At 67.1% G+C, this 14,839-nt stretch carries 11 protein-coding genes and 1 pseudogene; 4 read left to right on the top strand and 8 right to left on the bottom strand.

The window, feature by feature from the left end:
* From ACM0PY_RS12255 to ACM0PY_RS12245, 3 genes are read left to right on the top strand one after another with little or no spacing between them, the layout of a single operon-like run.
* Nucleotides 1–2,799: a TonB-dependent receptor domain-containing protein gene (locus tag ACM0PY_RS12255; protein WP_180884714.1), complete on the top strand. Its 2,799-nt coding sequence runs from the start codon at nucleotides 1–3 to the stop codon at nucleotides 2,797–2,799.
* Between the two features lie 44 nt (nucleotides 2,800–2,843).
* A complete protein-coding gene (locus tag ACM0PY_RS12250; RefSeq protein ID WP_180884716.1) occupies nucleotides 2,844–3,800 on the top strand; it encodes a hypothetical protein in 957 nt (318 codons plus the stop codon).
* On the top strand, nucleotides 3,797–4,504 hold the full coding sequence (locus ACM0PY_RS12245) for a hypothetical protein (RefSeq protein WP_134971718.1): 708 nt from the start codon (nucleotides 3,797–3,799) through the stop codon (nucleotides 4,502–4,504). The genes ACM0PY_RS12250 and ACM0PY_RS12245 overlap by 4 nt, the downstream gene beginning before the upstream one ends.
* Before the next feature lie 59 nt (nucleotides 4,505–4,563).
* Here ACM0PY_RS12245 and ACM0PY_RS12240 read toward each other — a convergent pair whose 3' ends face one another.
* From ACM0PY_RS12240 to murJ, 7 genes are all read right to left on the bottom strand, one after another.
* Complete coding sequence (locus tag ACM0PY_RS12240; protein ID WP_180884718.1) at nucleotides 4,564–5,253, bottom strand: lysoplasmalogenase; 690 nt, start codon at nucleotides 5,251–5,253, stop codon at nucleotides 4,564–4,566.
* On the bottom strand, nucleotides 5,250–7,133 hold the full coding sequence (locus ACM0PY_RS12235; protein ID WP_180884720.1) for a M61 family metallopeptidase: 1,884 nt from the start codon (nucleotides 7,131–7,133) through the stop codon (nucleotides 5,250–5,252). Before ACM0PY_RS12235 ends, ACM0PY_RS12240 begins: the two co-directional genes overlap by 4 nt.
* Nucleotides 7,134–7,298: 165 nt before the next feature.
* Nucleotides 7,299–8,249: a 4-hydroxy-3-methylbut-2-enyl diphosphate reductase gene (gene ispH / locus ACM0PY_RS12230; protein WP_111201649.1), complete on the bottom strand. Its 951-nt coding sequence runs from the start codon at nucleotides 8,247–8,249 to the stop codon at nucleotides 7,299–7,301.
* Nucleotides 8,250–8,276: 27 nt separating this feature from the next.
* Nucleotides 8,277–8,801, bottom strand: coding sequence for a signal peptidase II (gene lspA / locus ACM0PY_RS12225; protein ID WP_005408564.1), 525 nt, complete (start codon nucleotides 8,799–8,801; stop codon nucleotides 8,277–8,279).
* Nucleotides 8,801–11,632, bottom strand: a complete 2,832-nt coding sequence (ileS, locus tag ACM0PY_RS12220; protein ID WP_180884722.1) for an isoleucine--tRNA ligase — start codon at nucleotides 11,630–11,632, stop codon at nucleotides 8,801–8,803. The genes lspA and ileS overlap by 1 nt, the downstream gene beginning before the upstream one ends.
* Nucleotides 11,629–12,576, bottom strand: coding sequence for a bifunctional riboflavin kinase/FAD synthetase (locus ACM0PY_RS12215; protein WP_005415707.1), 948 nt, complete (start codon nucleotides 12,574–12,576; stop codon nucleotides 11,629–11,631). The genes ileS and ACM0PY_RS12215 overlap by 4 nt, the downstream gene beginning before the upstream one ends.
* 75 nt (nucleotides 12,577–12,651) lie before the next feature.
* Nucleotides 12,652–14,256, bottom strand: coding sequence for a murein biosynthesis integral membrane protein MurJ (gene murJ / locus ACM0PY_RS12210; protein WP_095377769.1), 1,605 nt, complete (start codon nucleotides 14,254–14,256; stop codon nucleotides 12,652–12,654).
* A gap of 117 nt (nucleotides 14,257–14,373) precedes the next feature.
* Between murJ and rpsT the strand changes: the two genes are divergently transcribed.
* Complete coding sequence (gene rpsT, locus ACM0PY_RS12205) at nucleotides 14,374–14,643, top strand: 30S ribosomal protein S20 (protein ID WP_005408560.1); 270 nt, start codon at nucleotides 14,374–14,376, stop codon at nucleotides 14,641–14,643.
* A 93-nt stretch (nucleotides 14,644–14,736) separates the two neighbouring features.
* On the opposite strand, the pseudogene ACM0PY_RS12200 reads toward rpsT, so the two are convergent.
* A pseudogene (locus ACM0PY_RS12200) lies at nucleotides 14,737–14,839 on the bottom strand (30S ribosomal protein S20); the annotation flags it as partial.

The following is a 14,839-nucleotide window of genomic DNA, read 5'->3' as shown; positions in this document are numbered from 1 at the left end:
GTGAAGGCAGTACCAGGCGCGCTGCGGGAGGGGCTGCTCCGCACCCTGTTCTGCTTCGCGCTGAGCTTCGCCGCGCTGCCCTCTGCCGATGCAGCCGAACAGGCCGGCACCCTGGAGGTCGATGTGGGTTCAGGCCCGCTCGCACCTGCCCTGCAGCAATGGGCGCGCCAGAGTGGCATCGCCCTGCTGTTCGATGCGCGTGAACTGGATGGCCTGCGTACGGCCGGCACCCATGGCCATAGCGATGCGGCCGCGGCCCTGAAGGAACTGGTCGCCGGCATGCCGGTGACCATCCTGCGCACGCCTGCCGGTGGATTCGTCGTCCGCCGCACCCGGCCGGCACCGCCATCGCCACCGCCGGTCGCGGCGCGTGCGATGCCCGCGGCACCGTCGCCGGGCAGGGTGCCCGAGACGCCACCGCAGGTGGAGCTGGCGCCGATCCATGTCACCGGCAGCCGGCTGCCGCGCACCTCCGTGCAGACCACGCTGCCGGTGACCATCATCGACCGCGATGACATCCTGCGCAGCGGTTACGGCAGCCTGTTCGACCTGCTGCGGCACTTGCCGGGCATGAACGGCCACCCGGCAATGAGCACCTCGCGCAGTGGCGATTCGCAGTACCTGCCGGTGGGTGCGGCCACCACCACCAGCCTGGACGGCATGGGACCGCGTGCGACCTTGTTCCTGGTCAATGGCCGGCGCCTGCCACGCTATCCGATGGTGTCGCTGGAACAGGGCGGGCTCACCGACCTGGGGGGCATCCCGCTCAGCTTCGTCGAGCGCATCGAACTGGTGCGTGGCGGTGCGTCGGCCATCTATGGAGCCGACGCGATGTCCGGCGTAGTCAACATCATCCTGCGTGACCAGGCCGATGGCCCTGAAGCCATGCTGCAGACCGGCCTGAGCGGGCGCGGCGACGCAGGCCAGTATCGCCTGCAGGCGGCCACCGGTGGCGTGCGGGACGGAGGGAACCGCTGGTTCGCTGGCATCGACCTGCATCGCATCGACCACGTGGCCGGCGATCGCCGCGAATGGCATGCGGAAACCTCGCAGTACCTGATCGGCGCGTTCCGCGATGGACGCTACTGGCCGGCAACGCGCTGCGAAGGGCCATTGAAACGGCGCGATGGTGCCTGCTGGTTCGACAGCGCACGCCCGCGTTCGCTGCAACCGGCCTCGGACACCGCCTCGGCCTACCTGCGCTATCGGCATGAGCGCGGCGAGGGTCGCTACGCCTACGCCGAGGCGCGGGCCAGCCACAACCGGCAACGCTTCGACCTCGGCCCGACCGCCGTAGCCATCGGGCTTTATGGGTTCACCTTCAACAGCGTGCTGCGCGAAGCCGGCAACGTGCGTCCGCATGTACGTGCCACCGATGCCGACGTCACCTTCGGCATCGGCCGCGACCAGGGCCGCCGCAGCTGGGATGCCGGCATCAGCGCACAGCGCAGCGATGTCACTCTGACGACGTCCGGCACCGTGCGCGCCCAACCACTGCTGCGCGCTGCCGAGACGCTGGATTTCCTGCCCGGCTTTACCTCGTTGCCGGCAGAGACCGCCGCGCAGTTGTTCCCGTCGATCCGCAACCGCGGGCGCACCGAGCAGTGGCAGGGCTGGTGGGGCATGCAGCGCGAGTTGATGCCATTGGCCGGCGGTGCTGCACAAGTGGCCACCGGCATCGACCTGCGCCAGGAACGCTGGACGTCGCATCCCGACGCGCTGCTGAGCCAGGGCGACCTGGCGCTGGGCCTGCCACAGGAACAACGCCACCTGTCACGCCGCAGTGGCGGTGCCTACGCCGAACTCGGCCTGCCATTGGCGCGCACGCTGCGCGTGGACCTGGCAGCACGCTGGGACCGCGATGGCGATTACCAGGCTTTCTCGCCCCGCGTGGGCGTACGCTGGAGCCCGACACCGCAGTGGTCATTCCTGCTTGCCACCGGGCGCGGCTACCGGGCCCCCAGCCTGTTCGAGCAACGGCGGCCACCGGGCTATTTCGGCGCGATCGAACTACCCGCCTCCAGTGCACTGCCCGACTGCGCGCAGAGCAACGGCAACGGACGCTGCAGCGTAACCGTGGACGTGGTGGAGAACGATGCGCTGAAAGCGGAGCGGTCGCGCAGCCATTCCCTGGGTGCGACCTGGACACCGACCGATGCGTTTTCACTGTCGCTGACCCACAACATCGTCGAACTGCGCAACGAGATCCTGGCCCTGCAACCGGCCGACGCAGTGTGGAACTCAAGCACGTGGGAGTTGGACGAGGACGGCAACCTGCACAACCTGCGCCTGTCCTTCGACAACATCGGCCGCACCACGTCGCGCAATCTTGTACTGCGCGGGGAGTACCACATCGACACCGGCAGCACCGGCCAGTGGCTGTTCTCCGTCGATGCTTTGAAACAGCAGGAACTACGCCGCGAGCGTGGCCACGAAGCGGCGGTGGACCTGCGTGGCCATGTCACGCCAGCGATGGCCGCCGTGCTCAATGTGCAGTGGCAGAACAGCAACTGGGACATCGCCCTGCGCGGCAACCAGGTGGGACGCACGCGTGCCTGGCTGCCCGGTGCGGAGTGCCCGGAAGAACAGCGCGAGCAGAACCATTGCATGAATCCGCGGCAGCTGCGCTGGAACCTGCATCTGGCAAGGCGGCTGGGGCCGCACGTGGTCGCCGCGCTGGACGTGCACAACGTGCTCGACACGCAACCGGTGAACTACCTGGTCGGCAATGGCGGGCAGATGCCGGGGCTGGACGATCCACTTGGCCGCTACTTCCTGCTGACCCTGCAGATCCGCTGAGCGTAGTACCCTACGCGCCCTGTTCCATCGGTCCCCACCACCCCATGAAGGCCTATCTCTGGTTCTGGGGCGCGTTCCTGCTGTTCTTCGCGTTGCCCTTCCCCTGCATCCTCTACTTCGGCACGTCGTGGCCGGTGCCACTGGCCGACCGCAGCGCGCCATGGCTGGCCCTGCTGCTGCTCGCGCTGTCGCTGGCCCTGTGGCTCGCGTTGCTGCTCGCCTTCCTGCACTACCTGCTGCTGGGCCCACCGCGCGCGCTGCATCGGGTGCGCACCATCCTGGCCGACGGTGAGCCACGTGAGGCGTTGATCGAACAGGCCGAGCAGACCGGCGTGCACGTGCGCGGCTTCGCGCAGTGGAAGCTGCAACTGGGCTTCCAGAACCTGTCCGGCACGCCGATCAACGAGCAGATGCTGGTGGTGGACAGCAAACCGCAGCTGCAGCGTTTCGTGGCCGGCCAGCGCATCGAGGTTCGCCTGAGCCGGATGCCGGGTGCGTTCCCCAATGTGGTGCTGGACGGTACCCAGCCCGAACTGGATGTCGCCAGCCTCTGGCGCCGCGGCGCCGGCGCGGTCATCGGCATCGTCGTGGTTGCCAGCGCCTACGTGCTCGCCTATCGGCTGCAGAGCGAGGGCCTGGGCTGGACGTTCCTGTCCTTCGGCCACCCACTGCTGGTGTGCCCGCTGGTGTTGTGCGGCTACGCCCTGGGCCTGCGCGTCCTGGGGCGCCTGCTGCAGGCTGATGCGCGCGGCGACGCGCTGAAGTACCGCGGCATCGGCGTGGATGCGAAGGTGCTGAAGCTGCGCCAGACCGGCACCTACCTCAACGAGCAGCCGCAGGTGGAGTTCCAGCTGGAGTACACCGACCGCGAAGGTGGCATACAGCAGGTGAGCGTGCGCCGCTTCATCCCGTTGATCGAGCTGGCCAACCTTCCACGCGAGCAGGTCACGCTGCTGTACGACCCGGAAGATCGCAGCAACGTTCGCCTGGAGGGTGTATGAAGCAGCCCCCCTCGACGCGACTGGTATTTTCGATGGTGCTGCTGTTGCTGGCCGGCGTCGCCGTTGCCGGCGGGGCACTGCAGACCCTTGCCGAAACGATGGGCCATTCGGTGCAGGATGACCGCGCAACCACGCCGATCACCACGCCCCCACCGCGCGAGCGGCCTGCTTCGCTCGCACCGATTCCCGAACCGCGGTCGATACCGATGCCCGAACGCAGCAACCGCTTGTTCGATGCGGACTACCTGCTGGCCGCCCGCCAGGCACTGGAACAGATGCCAGCCCTGGCCGGGCACCGGTTGATGGTGTTCCACAGCATCCACTTCTACGATGATGGCCGCATCAATCTGGACCTGGTCGATCCGCAGCAACCTACGCACGTGGACAGCTACCACTTCGAGCACGGCCAGTGGCGCAAGGGCGAGCCGGTCGATCCGCAGCGCTTCGCGCCCACCATCACCCTGCACCGCAGCAGCACGGCGCTGGCCAACATTGATTTCGAGGCGGTGCCACGCGTCGCCCAAGCGCTGCAGGCGCAGCGCAACGCGCTGATGGCCACGCCGGGTGACGTCGGCCACGTCTATGTGATCGTGCGCAAGGGCGGCAGGCTGGTGTGGCTGCCGGACGAGGTCGCCGGCGATCGCCAGTCCGCACGACTCTCGTTCGACGCACAGGGCCGTTCCGGCAACGCGAACCGACGATAGTCAACGCAAAAAGGGGACGGAGGGGATTAAGTCGTTTACGCCTTGGTGCCGTCTGCGACTTAATCCCCTCCGTCCCCTTTTTGCTGTTTCACCGAGCGGGCGATGGCGTACTGTGCGCCGTAGTAGGTGGACAGCACCAGCAGGCTGGCCAGTGGCAGGCCGCCGGCGAAGCGGTCCCAGGCCAGCAGCGAATCGCTGGCGACGAACAGCAGCGCACCGACGGCAGCCCAGCGTGCACTGCTGGCTTCCACGGCAGCGGGCTGTGGCCGGCGCCATTGCCGTGCCAAGGCCAACACCGCCATCGAGGCCAGCACCACCACGTACGCCAGCACCGGAATGCGCATAGGTGCAGGTAGGTGCGGCCACAGCCCAAGCACATTGAGTACAGCGAACGCGCCGAGCAGGATGCTGGCGGCGAGCAGGCCACGCCCGGCACGCAGGCCCTCACGGAAGGCGACGATGTAGCAGAGGTGCGCCAGCAGGAACGCCACCAGCCCCGGTACGAACGCGTCCATCGGCAGCATCAGCGCGATGTCACCCATGCACGACAGCAGCATGCCGGCCAGCACCGCGCGCCGGTAGGACGGCTGCGCAGGATCACGCACCCGCCAGGCGATGGCAGCGATCAGCAGCGTGGTCGCTGGCTTCGCCAGCCAATGCAGCCAGCGCCCGTCACCGTGCACGAATGCGCCGATGATGGCGAGGATCGCCATCAGAAGGATCCCGACGTCGCGCATGCGCGCTGTCATCGCGCCTTCCACAGATCCGCCAGACGGTCAGGCTTGCCGGCAATACGCTCCAGCACCGGATACTGCAGGCCACCGTGGTAGTCGATGTTCATCGTCTCGATGCGGTCGAACTGCTTCACCAGCAGCACGATCGGCGCCTTGTCCTTGGCCGCCGTCGCCACCGCATCCTTCAAGCGCTGGCTGCTGTACTCGCGCCCGCCAACCGCGATCACCTTCATGCCGGGTGCAAGACCGGCGTTGAAGGCCGGGCTGTCCCAGATCACGTCGCCGACCACGCCGCTGTCGAGCACGGTCGCGCCCAGCGAGTACGCCAGCAACGCCGCCTTGGCGCGTTTCTCCTGTGCCTTGTAGGCGTCGTTCGGGGTATCGCGGTAGACCAGCTTCCAGCCCGCCAGTTCCAGCCCCCCGGTCAACGAACCGTGGCCGTCCAGGCGCCCGCGCAGGAACGTCGCCCAGTCGTAGCGCGCGATGCCGTTCAAGGTCGCCACCACGTCGTCGAAGGTGTACGGGTTGACGTCCCAGTCGCCGTTGCCGACGCCGAAGAACGCACGCGCGAAGTCATCCAGGCTGCGACGGTTGCCGCTCAGCGCGCGCAGCTTGCCCTCCACTTCCAGCCACAGCATCTGGCCACCGGAGTAATAGTCTTCGCTCATCTGGTAGTTGCGGTACGGCAACGTCCGGCGCTGGGCGATGGTCGGGTCGTTGGTGGTGTCCTGCAACGGCCGCCAGGCCAGGCCCGGGCGGCCGCGATCATAGGTCGCGGCCACATTGGCCAGCATGTCGCGTGCCTGCGCGACCGACCACAGCCCAGAGCGCGCCGCCAACACCTGCCCCCAGAACTGGGTCTGCCCCTCGTATACCCACAGCAGGCTGTCACCCATCGGCGTGTTGAAGTTGGCGGTAGCCAGGTCAGCGCCACGGCGGTACTTGCCGTTCCAGGAATGGGTGTACTCGTGCGGCAGCAGATCGCGCATCCAGGCGTTGTCGTCCCACTCGGTGAAGTAACCCGGGTCGGCGCTGTTCTCGCTGGAACGGTGATGCTCCAGGCCGATGCCACCAAGACGGTCGGTCAACGCCAGCAGGAATTCATAGTGGTTGTAGTGGCGCGCACCGTAGAGCTTGTCGGCCTGCTGCACCAGCGCGCGGTGCAGCATGATCTGCGCCTCGCTCGGCTTCAGCGACTTGGCTTCGTCGGCAAACACATTGAGGTGCACCGGCACCTTCGCGCCCGGATCGAGATCGATGCGCTGGTAGTGCTCGCCAGCAAACAACGGCGAATCGACCAGATGGTCATACGAGATCGGCTTGAACACCACGGTATCGCCGTCGCGTCGCGCGGTTTCCAGCGCAGTGGCAAACGACCAGCCCTTGGGCAGGGTCACGCTGGCCTGCGCCTGCAGGTCGCGTGCATCGACGCCGGCCGGATACAACGAGTTGGCATTCCACTGCAGGTTGAGCATCTCCGGGGTCATCACCACCCGGCCCTGGCTGCCCCCCTGCGAGGACAGGAAATCGAAGTGGGCGACGATCTCGCTGACGCCCTCGGGCACGTCCACCTTGAACGCATAGACGTTGTACTGGTCGCGCTGCCAGGCCAACGGCTTGCCGTTGGCGGTCACGCGCAGGCCGGCCAGCTTGTCGATCGGGCCGGTGGGCGAATGGTTGCCGGGAATCCACTGCGGGTACAGCAGGGTCATCGGACCGGGTTTGACCGGTACGGTGGCGGTCACCTTGAAGATGCGCCGGGCCAGGTCACGCGCGTCGACATCGATGCGCAGCAGGCCGGCGGCTGCGGCATCACCCGATGGCGAGGCCTGTGCCAGCGCGGGCGTGGCGGCCAGCGCGAACAGCAACGACATCGCCAGGGCTCGGGTCTTCATCGGCAACTTCCAGCAGCGGAGAATCCTCCGATGCTAGGCCTGTGCGGTGCCCTGCCCCCATGGCCAAAGGTCATGGGCGGTGCGCCCATCAGTGCATGCCAAAGGCGTGCGAACCAAGGTTCGCACCCACCTTGTGCAGTTCTCACCTACCAGAGCCAGGCCGGGTCAGTCGACCAGGCGCAGACGCAGTTCCTTCGGCAGCGCGAACACCATCGATTCCGGCTCGCCGTCCAGCTCGCCCACGCCGGTGGCACCCAGCTCGGCCAGGCGTGCCAGCACGCCATCGACCAGTACCTGCGGCGCCGAGGCGCCGGCGGTCACGCCGATGTGCTGCTTGCCCACCACCCACGCCGGGTCGATCTCGTGCGCACCGTCGATCAGGTACGACTCCACGCCTTCACGGCGGGCCAGTTCGCTCAGACGGTTCGAGTTGGAGCTGTTCGGCGAACCGACCACCAGCACCAGGTCGCAGCGCTTGGCCAGATCGCGTACGGCGTCCTGGCGGTTCTGCGTGGCGTAGCAGATGTCGTCGTTCTTCGGGCCCTGCATCGCCGGGAAACGCTCGCGCAGCGCATCGATGATGCCGCGCGTATCATCCACCGACAGCGTCGTCTGGGTGGTGTAGGCGAAGTTGTCCGGTTGGTTGATCTGCAGCGTGGCGACCTGCTCGACATCCTCGACCAGGTAGATCTGGCCGGTACCGGCTTCGCGGTTCCACTGGCCCATGGTGCCTTCCACTTCCGGGTGACCGGCATGGCCGATCAGCACCACGTCACGGCCGGCACGGCAGTGACGGGCGACTTCGAAGTGGACCTTGGTCACCAGCGGGCAGGTCGCATCGAACACCTTCAGGCCACGACGCTCGGCTTCCTGGCGCACGGCCTGGGACACGCCATGCGCGCTGAAGATCACCGTGTTGTTGTCCGGCACTTCATCGAGCTCCTCGACGAAGATCGCGCCGCGCTGCTTCAGGTCGTCGACCACGAAGCGGTTGTGCACCACTTCATGGCGGACGTAGATGGGCGCGCCCAGCGTTTCGATCGCGCGCTTGACGATCTCGATCGCACGATCGACACCGGCACAGAAACCACGCGGGTTGGCGAGCAGCACATCCATCAGTTCAATCTCCCGGCAGCGGCCGGCTTACGGTTTCGGATTGGCATTATCCGCCTTTTTGGCGGACTTGCCGTCGAACAGGCCAAACAGGGCGATGCCGATGGCACCCACCACGATGGCCGAATCGGCGATGTTGAACGAGGGCCAGGTGTAGCTGCCCACGTACCACTGGATGAAATCGACCACGTGGCCGTGCACCTGGCGGTCGATCACGTTGCCGATGGCGCCGCCGATGATCAGCGCATACGGCACTGCGGCCTTCCAGTTGCCGCGGGCGGTACCGCGCAGCCACCAGGCCATCAGGCCGCTGATGGCGATCGCCAGCGCTGTGAAGAAGTACTTCTGCCAACCACCGGCGTCGCTCAGGAAACTGAATGCCGCGCCGGTGTTGTAGGTGCGGTACCAGTTCCAGAAGCCGTCGATGACCACCACCGGCTGGAACTCCGGCAGGCTCGACAGCACCCAGGCCTTGGACCACTGGTCCAGGCCGATGATGGCCGCCGACAGCAGCAGCCAGACCAGGGCGTTCGGATGCGGACGGGGCGCGGCCATCAGAACCAGCTCCGCACTTCGCCGGCGCCGGTCACGTTGCTCACGCAGCGGCCGCATAGTTCCGGATGGTCGGCGTTGCTGCCGACGTCGGCGCGGTGGTGCCAGCAGCGCACGCACTTGGCCTTGGTGGTCGGCTGGGCGCTGACGAACACCTCGTCGGTGGTCGCCGGGCGCACCTGCACGTCGCCACTGATGAACAGGAAACGCAGTTCATCGGCCAGCGGCTGCCAGCGCGCAGCCTGCTCTTCGCTGGCAGCGATGGTGATCTCCGCCTCCAGTGCAGCACCGATCGCACCGTTGGCGCGCATCGGCTCGAGTACCTTGGCCACCTGCTCGCGCACGGCCAGCAGCTGGTCGAAGTCGGCGGCGTTGAGCTGGGCATCGACCGGCAGCGGCGCCAGGCCGTCGTACCAGGTGGTGAACAGCACATGGCCGGCATGTTCGCCCGGCAGGTAACCCCACAGCTCGTCGGCGGTGAAGGTCAGGATCGGCGCCACCCAGCGGGTGAACGCTTCCGCGATGTGGTACATCGCGCTCTGCGCCGAACGGCGACCGTGTGAATCGGTCGGCATGGTGTACAGGCGGTCCTTGGTCACGTCCAGGTACAGCGAGCCCAGGTCCACGCTGCAGAAGTTCAGCAGCAGCTGCACGATCTCGGCCATGTTGTAGCCGTCGTAGGCCGCCTTGATCTTCTCCTGCAGCTCCCAGGCGCGATGCACGATCCAGCGGTCCAGCGCGACCATCTGCTCGATCGGTTGCAGGTGCCGGGCCGGATCGAAACCGTCCAGGTTGCCGAGCAGGAAGCGTGCGGTGTTGCGCAGGCGGCGGTAGGCGTCAGCATTGCGCTTCAGGATTTCCTGCGACAGCGACATCTCGTTGCTGTAGTCGGCCGAGGCGATCCACAGGCGCAGGATGTCCGCGCCCAGCTTGTTCATGATGTCCTGCGGCTCGATGCCGTTGCCCAGCGACTTGGACATCTTGCGGCCGTGCTCGTCCACGGTGAAACCATGGGTGAGGCACTGCTTGTACGGCGCGCGCTTGTCGATCGCCACGCCGGTCAGCAGCGAGGACTGGAACCAGCCGCGGTGCTGGTCGGAGCCTTCCAGGTACAGGTCGGCCGGCTTGCCGAAGCCACGCGCGGCGAGCACGCCTTCATGGGTCACGCCCGAATCGAACCAGACGTCGAGGATGTCGGTGACCTTCTCGTAGTCGGCCGCTTCGGCGCCGAGCAGCTCGGCGGCGTCCAGCGAGTACCACACATCGATGCCCTCGGCTTCGACGCGGTCGGCAACCTGCTGCATCAGCTCCACCGAGCGCGGGTGGATCTCGCCGGTCTGGCGATGGGTGAACAGTGCGATCGGCACGCCCCAGGTGCGCTGGCGCGAGATGGTCCAGTCCGGGCGACCGTCGACCATGCTCTGGATGCGCGCCTTGCCCCAGGTCGGGAACCAGCCGACAGTGTCGATCGCAGCCAGCGCATCGCTGCGCAGGTTGGCCTTGTCCATCGAAATGAACCACTGCGGAGTAGCGCGGAACACCACCGGCGTCTTGTGGCGCCAGCAGTGCGGATAGCTGTGGCGGATCGGGTGGAAGGCCAGCAGCGAACCGTTGTCGCGCAGCACGCCGACGATGGCCTCCTGCGCCTTCCACAGGTGCTGGCCGGCCAGCACCACGTCACCGGCCGGCGGGGTCGATTCCAGGTACACGCCACGACCGTCGATCGGGGTCACCTGGCCAGCGTTGTACTTGTCCAGCAGGCCGTACTTCTGGCTGACCACGAAGTCTTCCTGGCCGTGGCCGGGGGCGGTGTGCACCGCACCGGTACCGTCCTCGTCGGAGACGTGGTCGCCGTTGAGCACCAGGATCTCGCGCTCCGGGTAGAACGGGTGCGCCAGCAGCTGGTTCTCCAGCGCCGCACCGGTGGTTTCACCGTGCAGCACCACGTTTTCGACGCCATAGCGCTGCAGCGCGCGCTCGGCCAGCGCCGCAGCCAGCACCAGCCAACGGCGCTTGCCGTTGTGCGCCGGGCCTTCGGCCAGCACGTAGCGGATCTCCGCGCCCAGCGACACCGCCAGCGAGGCCGGCAGCGTCCACGGGGTGGTGGTCCAGATCGGTACGGCCACTTCCACGTCGGCCGGCACGCTCACGCCGAACGCCTGGCCGATGGCCTGGGCATCGCGCGCGGCGTAGGCCACGTCGATCGCCGGCGATTCCTTTTCCTGGTACTCGATCTCGGCCTCGGCCAGCGCCGAGCCACAGTCGAAGCACCAGTACACCGGCTTGGCGCCACGCACCAGGTGACCGTTGGCCACGACCTTGGACAGCGCACGGATCTCGTTGGCTTCGAAGTCGAAGCTCAGGGTCTTGTACGGGTTGTCCCAATCGCCGGTCACGCCCAGGCGCTTGAAGTCCACGCGCTGGATGTTGATCTGCTCTTCGGCGAACTCGCGGCACTTCTGGCGGAATTCGACGGCGTCGAGCTTGGTGCCGACCTTGCCCCACTTCTTCTCGACCGCGATCTCGATCGGCAGGCCATGGCAGTCCCAGCCCGGCACATAGGGCGCATCGAAGCCGGCCAGGTAGCGCGACTTGACGATGATGTCCTTCAGGATCTTGTTGACCGCGTGGCCGAGGTGGATGCGGCCGTTGGCGTACGGGGGGCCGTCGTGCAGCACGAACAGCGGGCGGCCGGCGGCGTTGTCGCGCAGCTGCTGGTAGAGCCCCTGCGCTTCCCACCGCGCCAGAATGCCCGGCTCGCGCTTGGGCAGGTCGCCGCGCATCGGGAATTCGGTGGCTGGCAGGTTCAGGGTGGTCTTGTAGTCCTGGCTCACGCAGTGGCTCGCAATCTATGTTCGGAAAGGAGGGCGCGCGCCTGTTCGGCGTCGCGGTGCATCTGGTCGGTCAGTGCCGCCAGATCATTGAATTTCTCTTCGTCGCGCAGCTTGGCGACAAACTCCACGTCGATGTGGCGCCCGTACAGGTCGCCCTGGAAATCGAACAGGTGGGCTTCCAGCAGCGGCTCCACGCCCTCCACCGTCGGCCGGGTGCCGAAGCTGGACACCGACGGCCACGGCTGGTCGAACACGCCATGCACCCAGGTTGCGTAGATGCCCGACAGCGCCGGGGTCTTCGGGAAGCGCAGGTTGGCGGTGGGGAAGCCCAGCGTACGGCCAAGCTGGCGACCGCGCACCACGCGCCCGCTGATCGCATACGGGCGACCGAGCAGATCGTTGGCGCGGGCGAAATCGCCCCCCTGCAGCAGCTGGCGGATGCGGGTGCTGGAGATGCGCTCGCCATGCAGGTCCACCGCTTCAATCTCGCCGGCGCTGAAGCCCAGTTCGGCGCCCATCTCCTGCAGCAGTGCCAGATCACCGCGGCGGCGGTTGCCGAAGCAGAACTCCGGCCCGATCCAGACTTCGCGGGCGCCCAGCCGGTGCACCAGCAACCGGCGCACGAAGGTCTCGGCCGGCATCGCCGCCATCGCCGCGTCGAAGCGCAGCAGGCCGACCGCATCGACACCGAGCTCGCGCAGGATCTCGACCTTGCTGCGCGCCAGGGTCAGCCGCGGCGGCGGCGTGCCCTGGGCGAAGAATTCACGCGGCAGCGGCTCGAATGCCACGGCCACTGCGGCCACGCCCAAGGCGCGCGCGCGGGCGACCGCGTGGCGGACCAGCGCACGATGGCCCAGGTGAAGGCCGTCGAATGCACCGATACAGACCACGCTTCCGTTGGGGAACAGCTCCCCGCCCTCGACGCTTCTGAACAGCCTGCTCATCAACTCTCGTTCCGGCCCGACCCGGGCCGCCGCTTCAATGGTGTAACCCTGAAGTATAGCCGCCACGGGCCGCGATCAATGCCCGCGCAGGTCGCGCGGGCGGAAGCCCATCGCCAGCATGGCCACCGCATAGGTCGCGCCGCCGCCGCCGACCAGCAACGCCAAGGCACCGATCCGCTCCCACACACGCATCGCGGAGAAGCCCGGCAGCCAGTGCAGCAGCGCCAACAGCACGCCAACCATGGCCGCGCAGGCCAGCACCAGGCGCAGCAGATAGCCGCCCCAGCCCGGCCGGCGCTGGTAGACATCGGTCTTGCCCAGCCAGTACCAGAGCAGGCCCAGGTTCAGGTAACTGGACAGCGCGCTGGCGATGCCCAGTGCCAGGTGCAGGCCCGGCTGCTTGCCGATGGCCGCCATCACGCCCTGCGCCTTCAGCGCGTCGGGCACCATTACTTGGTACAGCACGGCCAGCAGGGCGAAGTTGAACACCATGTTGGCCACCAGCGCCGCCACACCGGCGCGCACCGGGGTCTTGGTGTCCTGGCGGGCGTAGAAGGCCGGCAGCACCACCTTCAGCAGGGCGAATGCCGGCAGGCCGAAGCTCAGGCCGTACACCGACAGCGCGGTCATGCGGGTGTCGAAGGCGCTGAACTGGCCGTGCTGGAAGATGGTCGCGATCAGCGGCTCGGCCAGCAGCAGCAGGCCCAGCATGGCCGGCACCGAGATCAGCAGGGTCATGCGCAGGCCCCAGTCCAGCGAGCGCGAGAAGCCCTCGCGGTCGGTGCTGACATGGTGACGGGCCAGCGCCGGCAGGATCACCGTCCCCAGGGCCACGCCGAACACGCCCAGCGGCAGCTCCAGGAAGCGGTCAGCCAGCGACAGCCAGGACTGCGAGCCGTCGGTCAGCTTGGCCGCGATCACCGTATCCAGCAGCAGGTTGATCTGCGCCACCGAGGAACCAAACAGGGTCGGCACCATCAGCGTCATGACCTTGCGCACGCCCGGGTGGCGCCAGCCCCAGCGCGGCAGGGTCAGCAGGTTGATGCCCTTCAGCGAGGGCAGCTGGAACAGCAACTGCAGGATGCCGGCGGCCAGCACCGCCCAGCCCAGCGCCAGGATCTGCTTTTCCGGCGTGCCGCCCAGCCGCGGTGCCAGCCACAGCGCGCCGGCGATCATGCACAGGTTGAGAATGACCGGGGTCAGCGCCGGCATGGCAAAGCGCTGGAAGCTGTTCAGCGCACCACCGGCCAGTGCGGTCAGCGAGACGAACAGCAGGAACGGGAAGGTCAGGCGGAACAGGTCGACCAGCAGGCCCTGCTTGACCGGGTCGGTATCAACGCCACTGGAGAAGACCGAGGCCAGCTGCGGCGCGAAGATCAGCGCCAGTGCGGTGACCAGCATCAGCACCCCGCCCAGGGTGCCGGCGGTGCGGGCCATCAGTTCGCGCAGCTCGGCGTGGCTGCGGGTTTCCTTCACTTCCGTGAACACCGGCACGAAAGCGGTGGCAAAAGACCCTTCGGCGAACAACCGGCGCAGGAAATTGGGTACCCTGAAGGCGACCCAGAAAGCATCAGTGATGGCGTTGGTGCCGAACGTGGTGGTCACCACGAAGTCCCGGACAAGTCCGAGAACGCGCGAGACCATGGTCATGCTGCTGAACGACAGCAGGCCCCGCAACAACTTGGGTGAACTCACTCAGCGTCCCTCTTGACAATCGACTTGACGTGCATTTCTTACGCCATCATACTAGCTAGCTTGCTGTTCCCATAACACCGATTTTTTCAGGAAACCACCACCGTGGCCAATATCAAGTCCGCCAAGAAGCGCGCCAAGCAGACCGTCGTGCGCAACGCGCGCAACGTGGCTCAGCGCTCGATGCTGCGCACCGCTGTCAAGAAAGTGATCAAGGCGCTGGACGCCAACGATGCCGCCGGCGCCGAAGCCGCCTTCGCTGTTGCCCAGCCGATCCTGGATCGCTTCAGCGCGCGTGGCCTGATCCACAAGAACAAGGCTGCTCGCCACAAGAGCCGCCTGAACGACCGCATCAAGGCCCTCAAGGCCGCCTGATCCGGCGTTGCCGCCCTGCCCTTCGGGGTTGGGCTGCAGACAAAAGCCCGGCCCCGGCCGGGTTTTTTGTTGCCAGCGATCCACGGGGTCCGCGCGATCCAGGATCGGCTGGGCAACAGCGAAGGCGGCTTCGGCGCCGGCGGCATCGTTGGCGTCCAGCGCCTTGATCACTTTCTTGACAGCGGTGCGCAGCATC

The sequence above is a fragment of the Stenotrophomonas sp. BR163 genome, assembly GCF_047520985.2.
GTDB classification, from domain to species: domain Bacteria; phylum Pseudomonadota; class Gammaproteobacteria; order Xanthomonadales; family Xanthomonadaceae; genus Stenotrophomonas; species Stenotrophomonas sepilia.
This window is presented reverse-complemented; position numbering and strand designations above follow the sequence as displayed.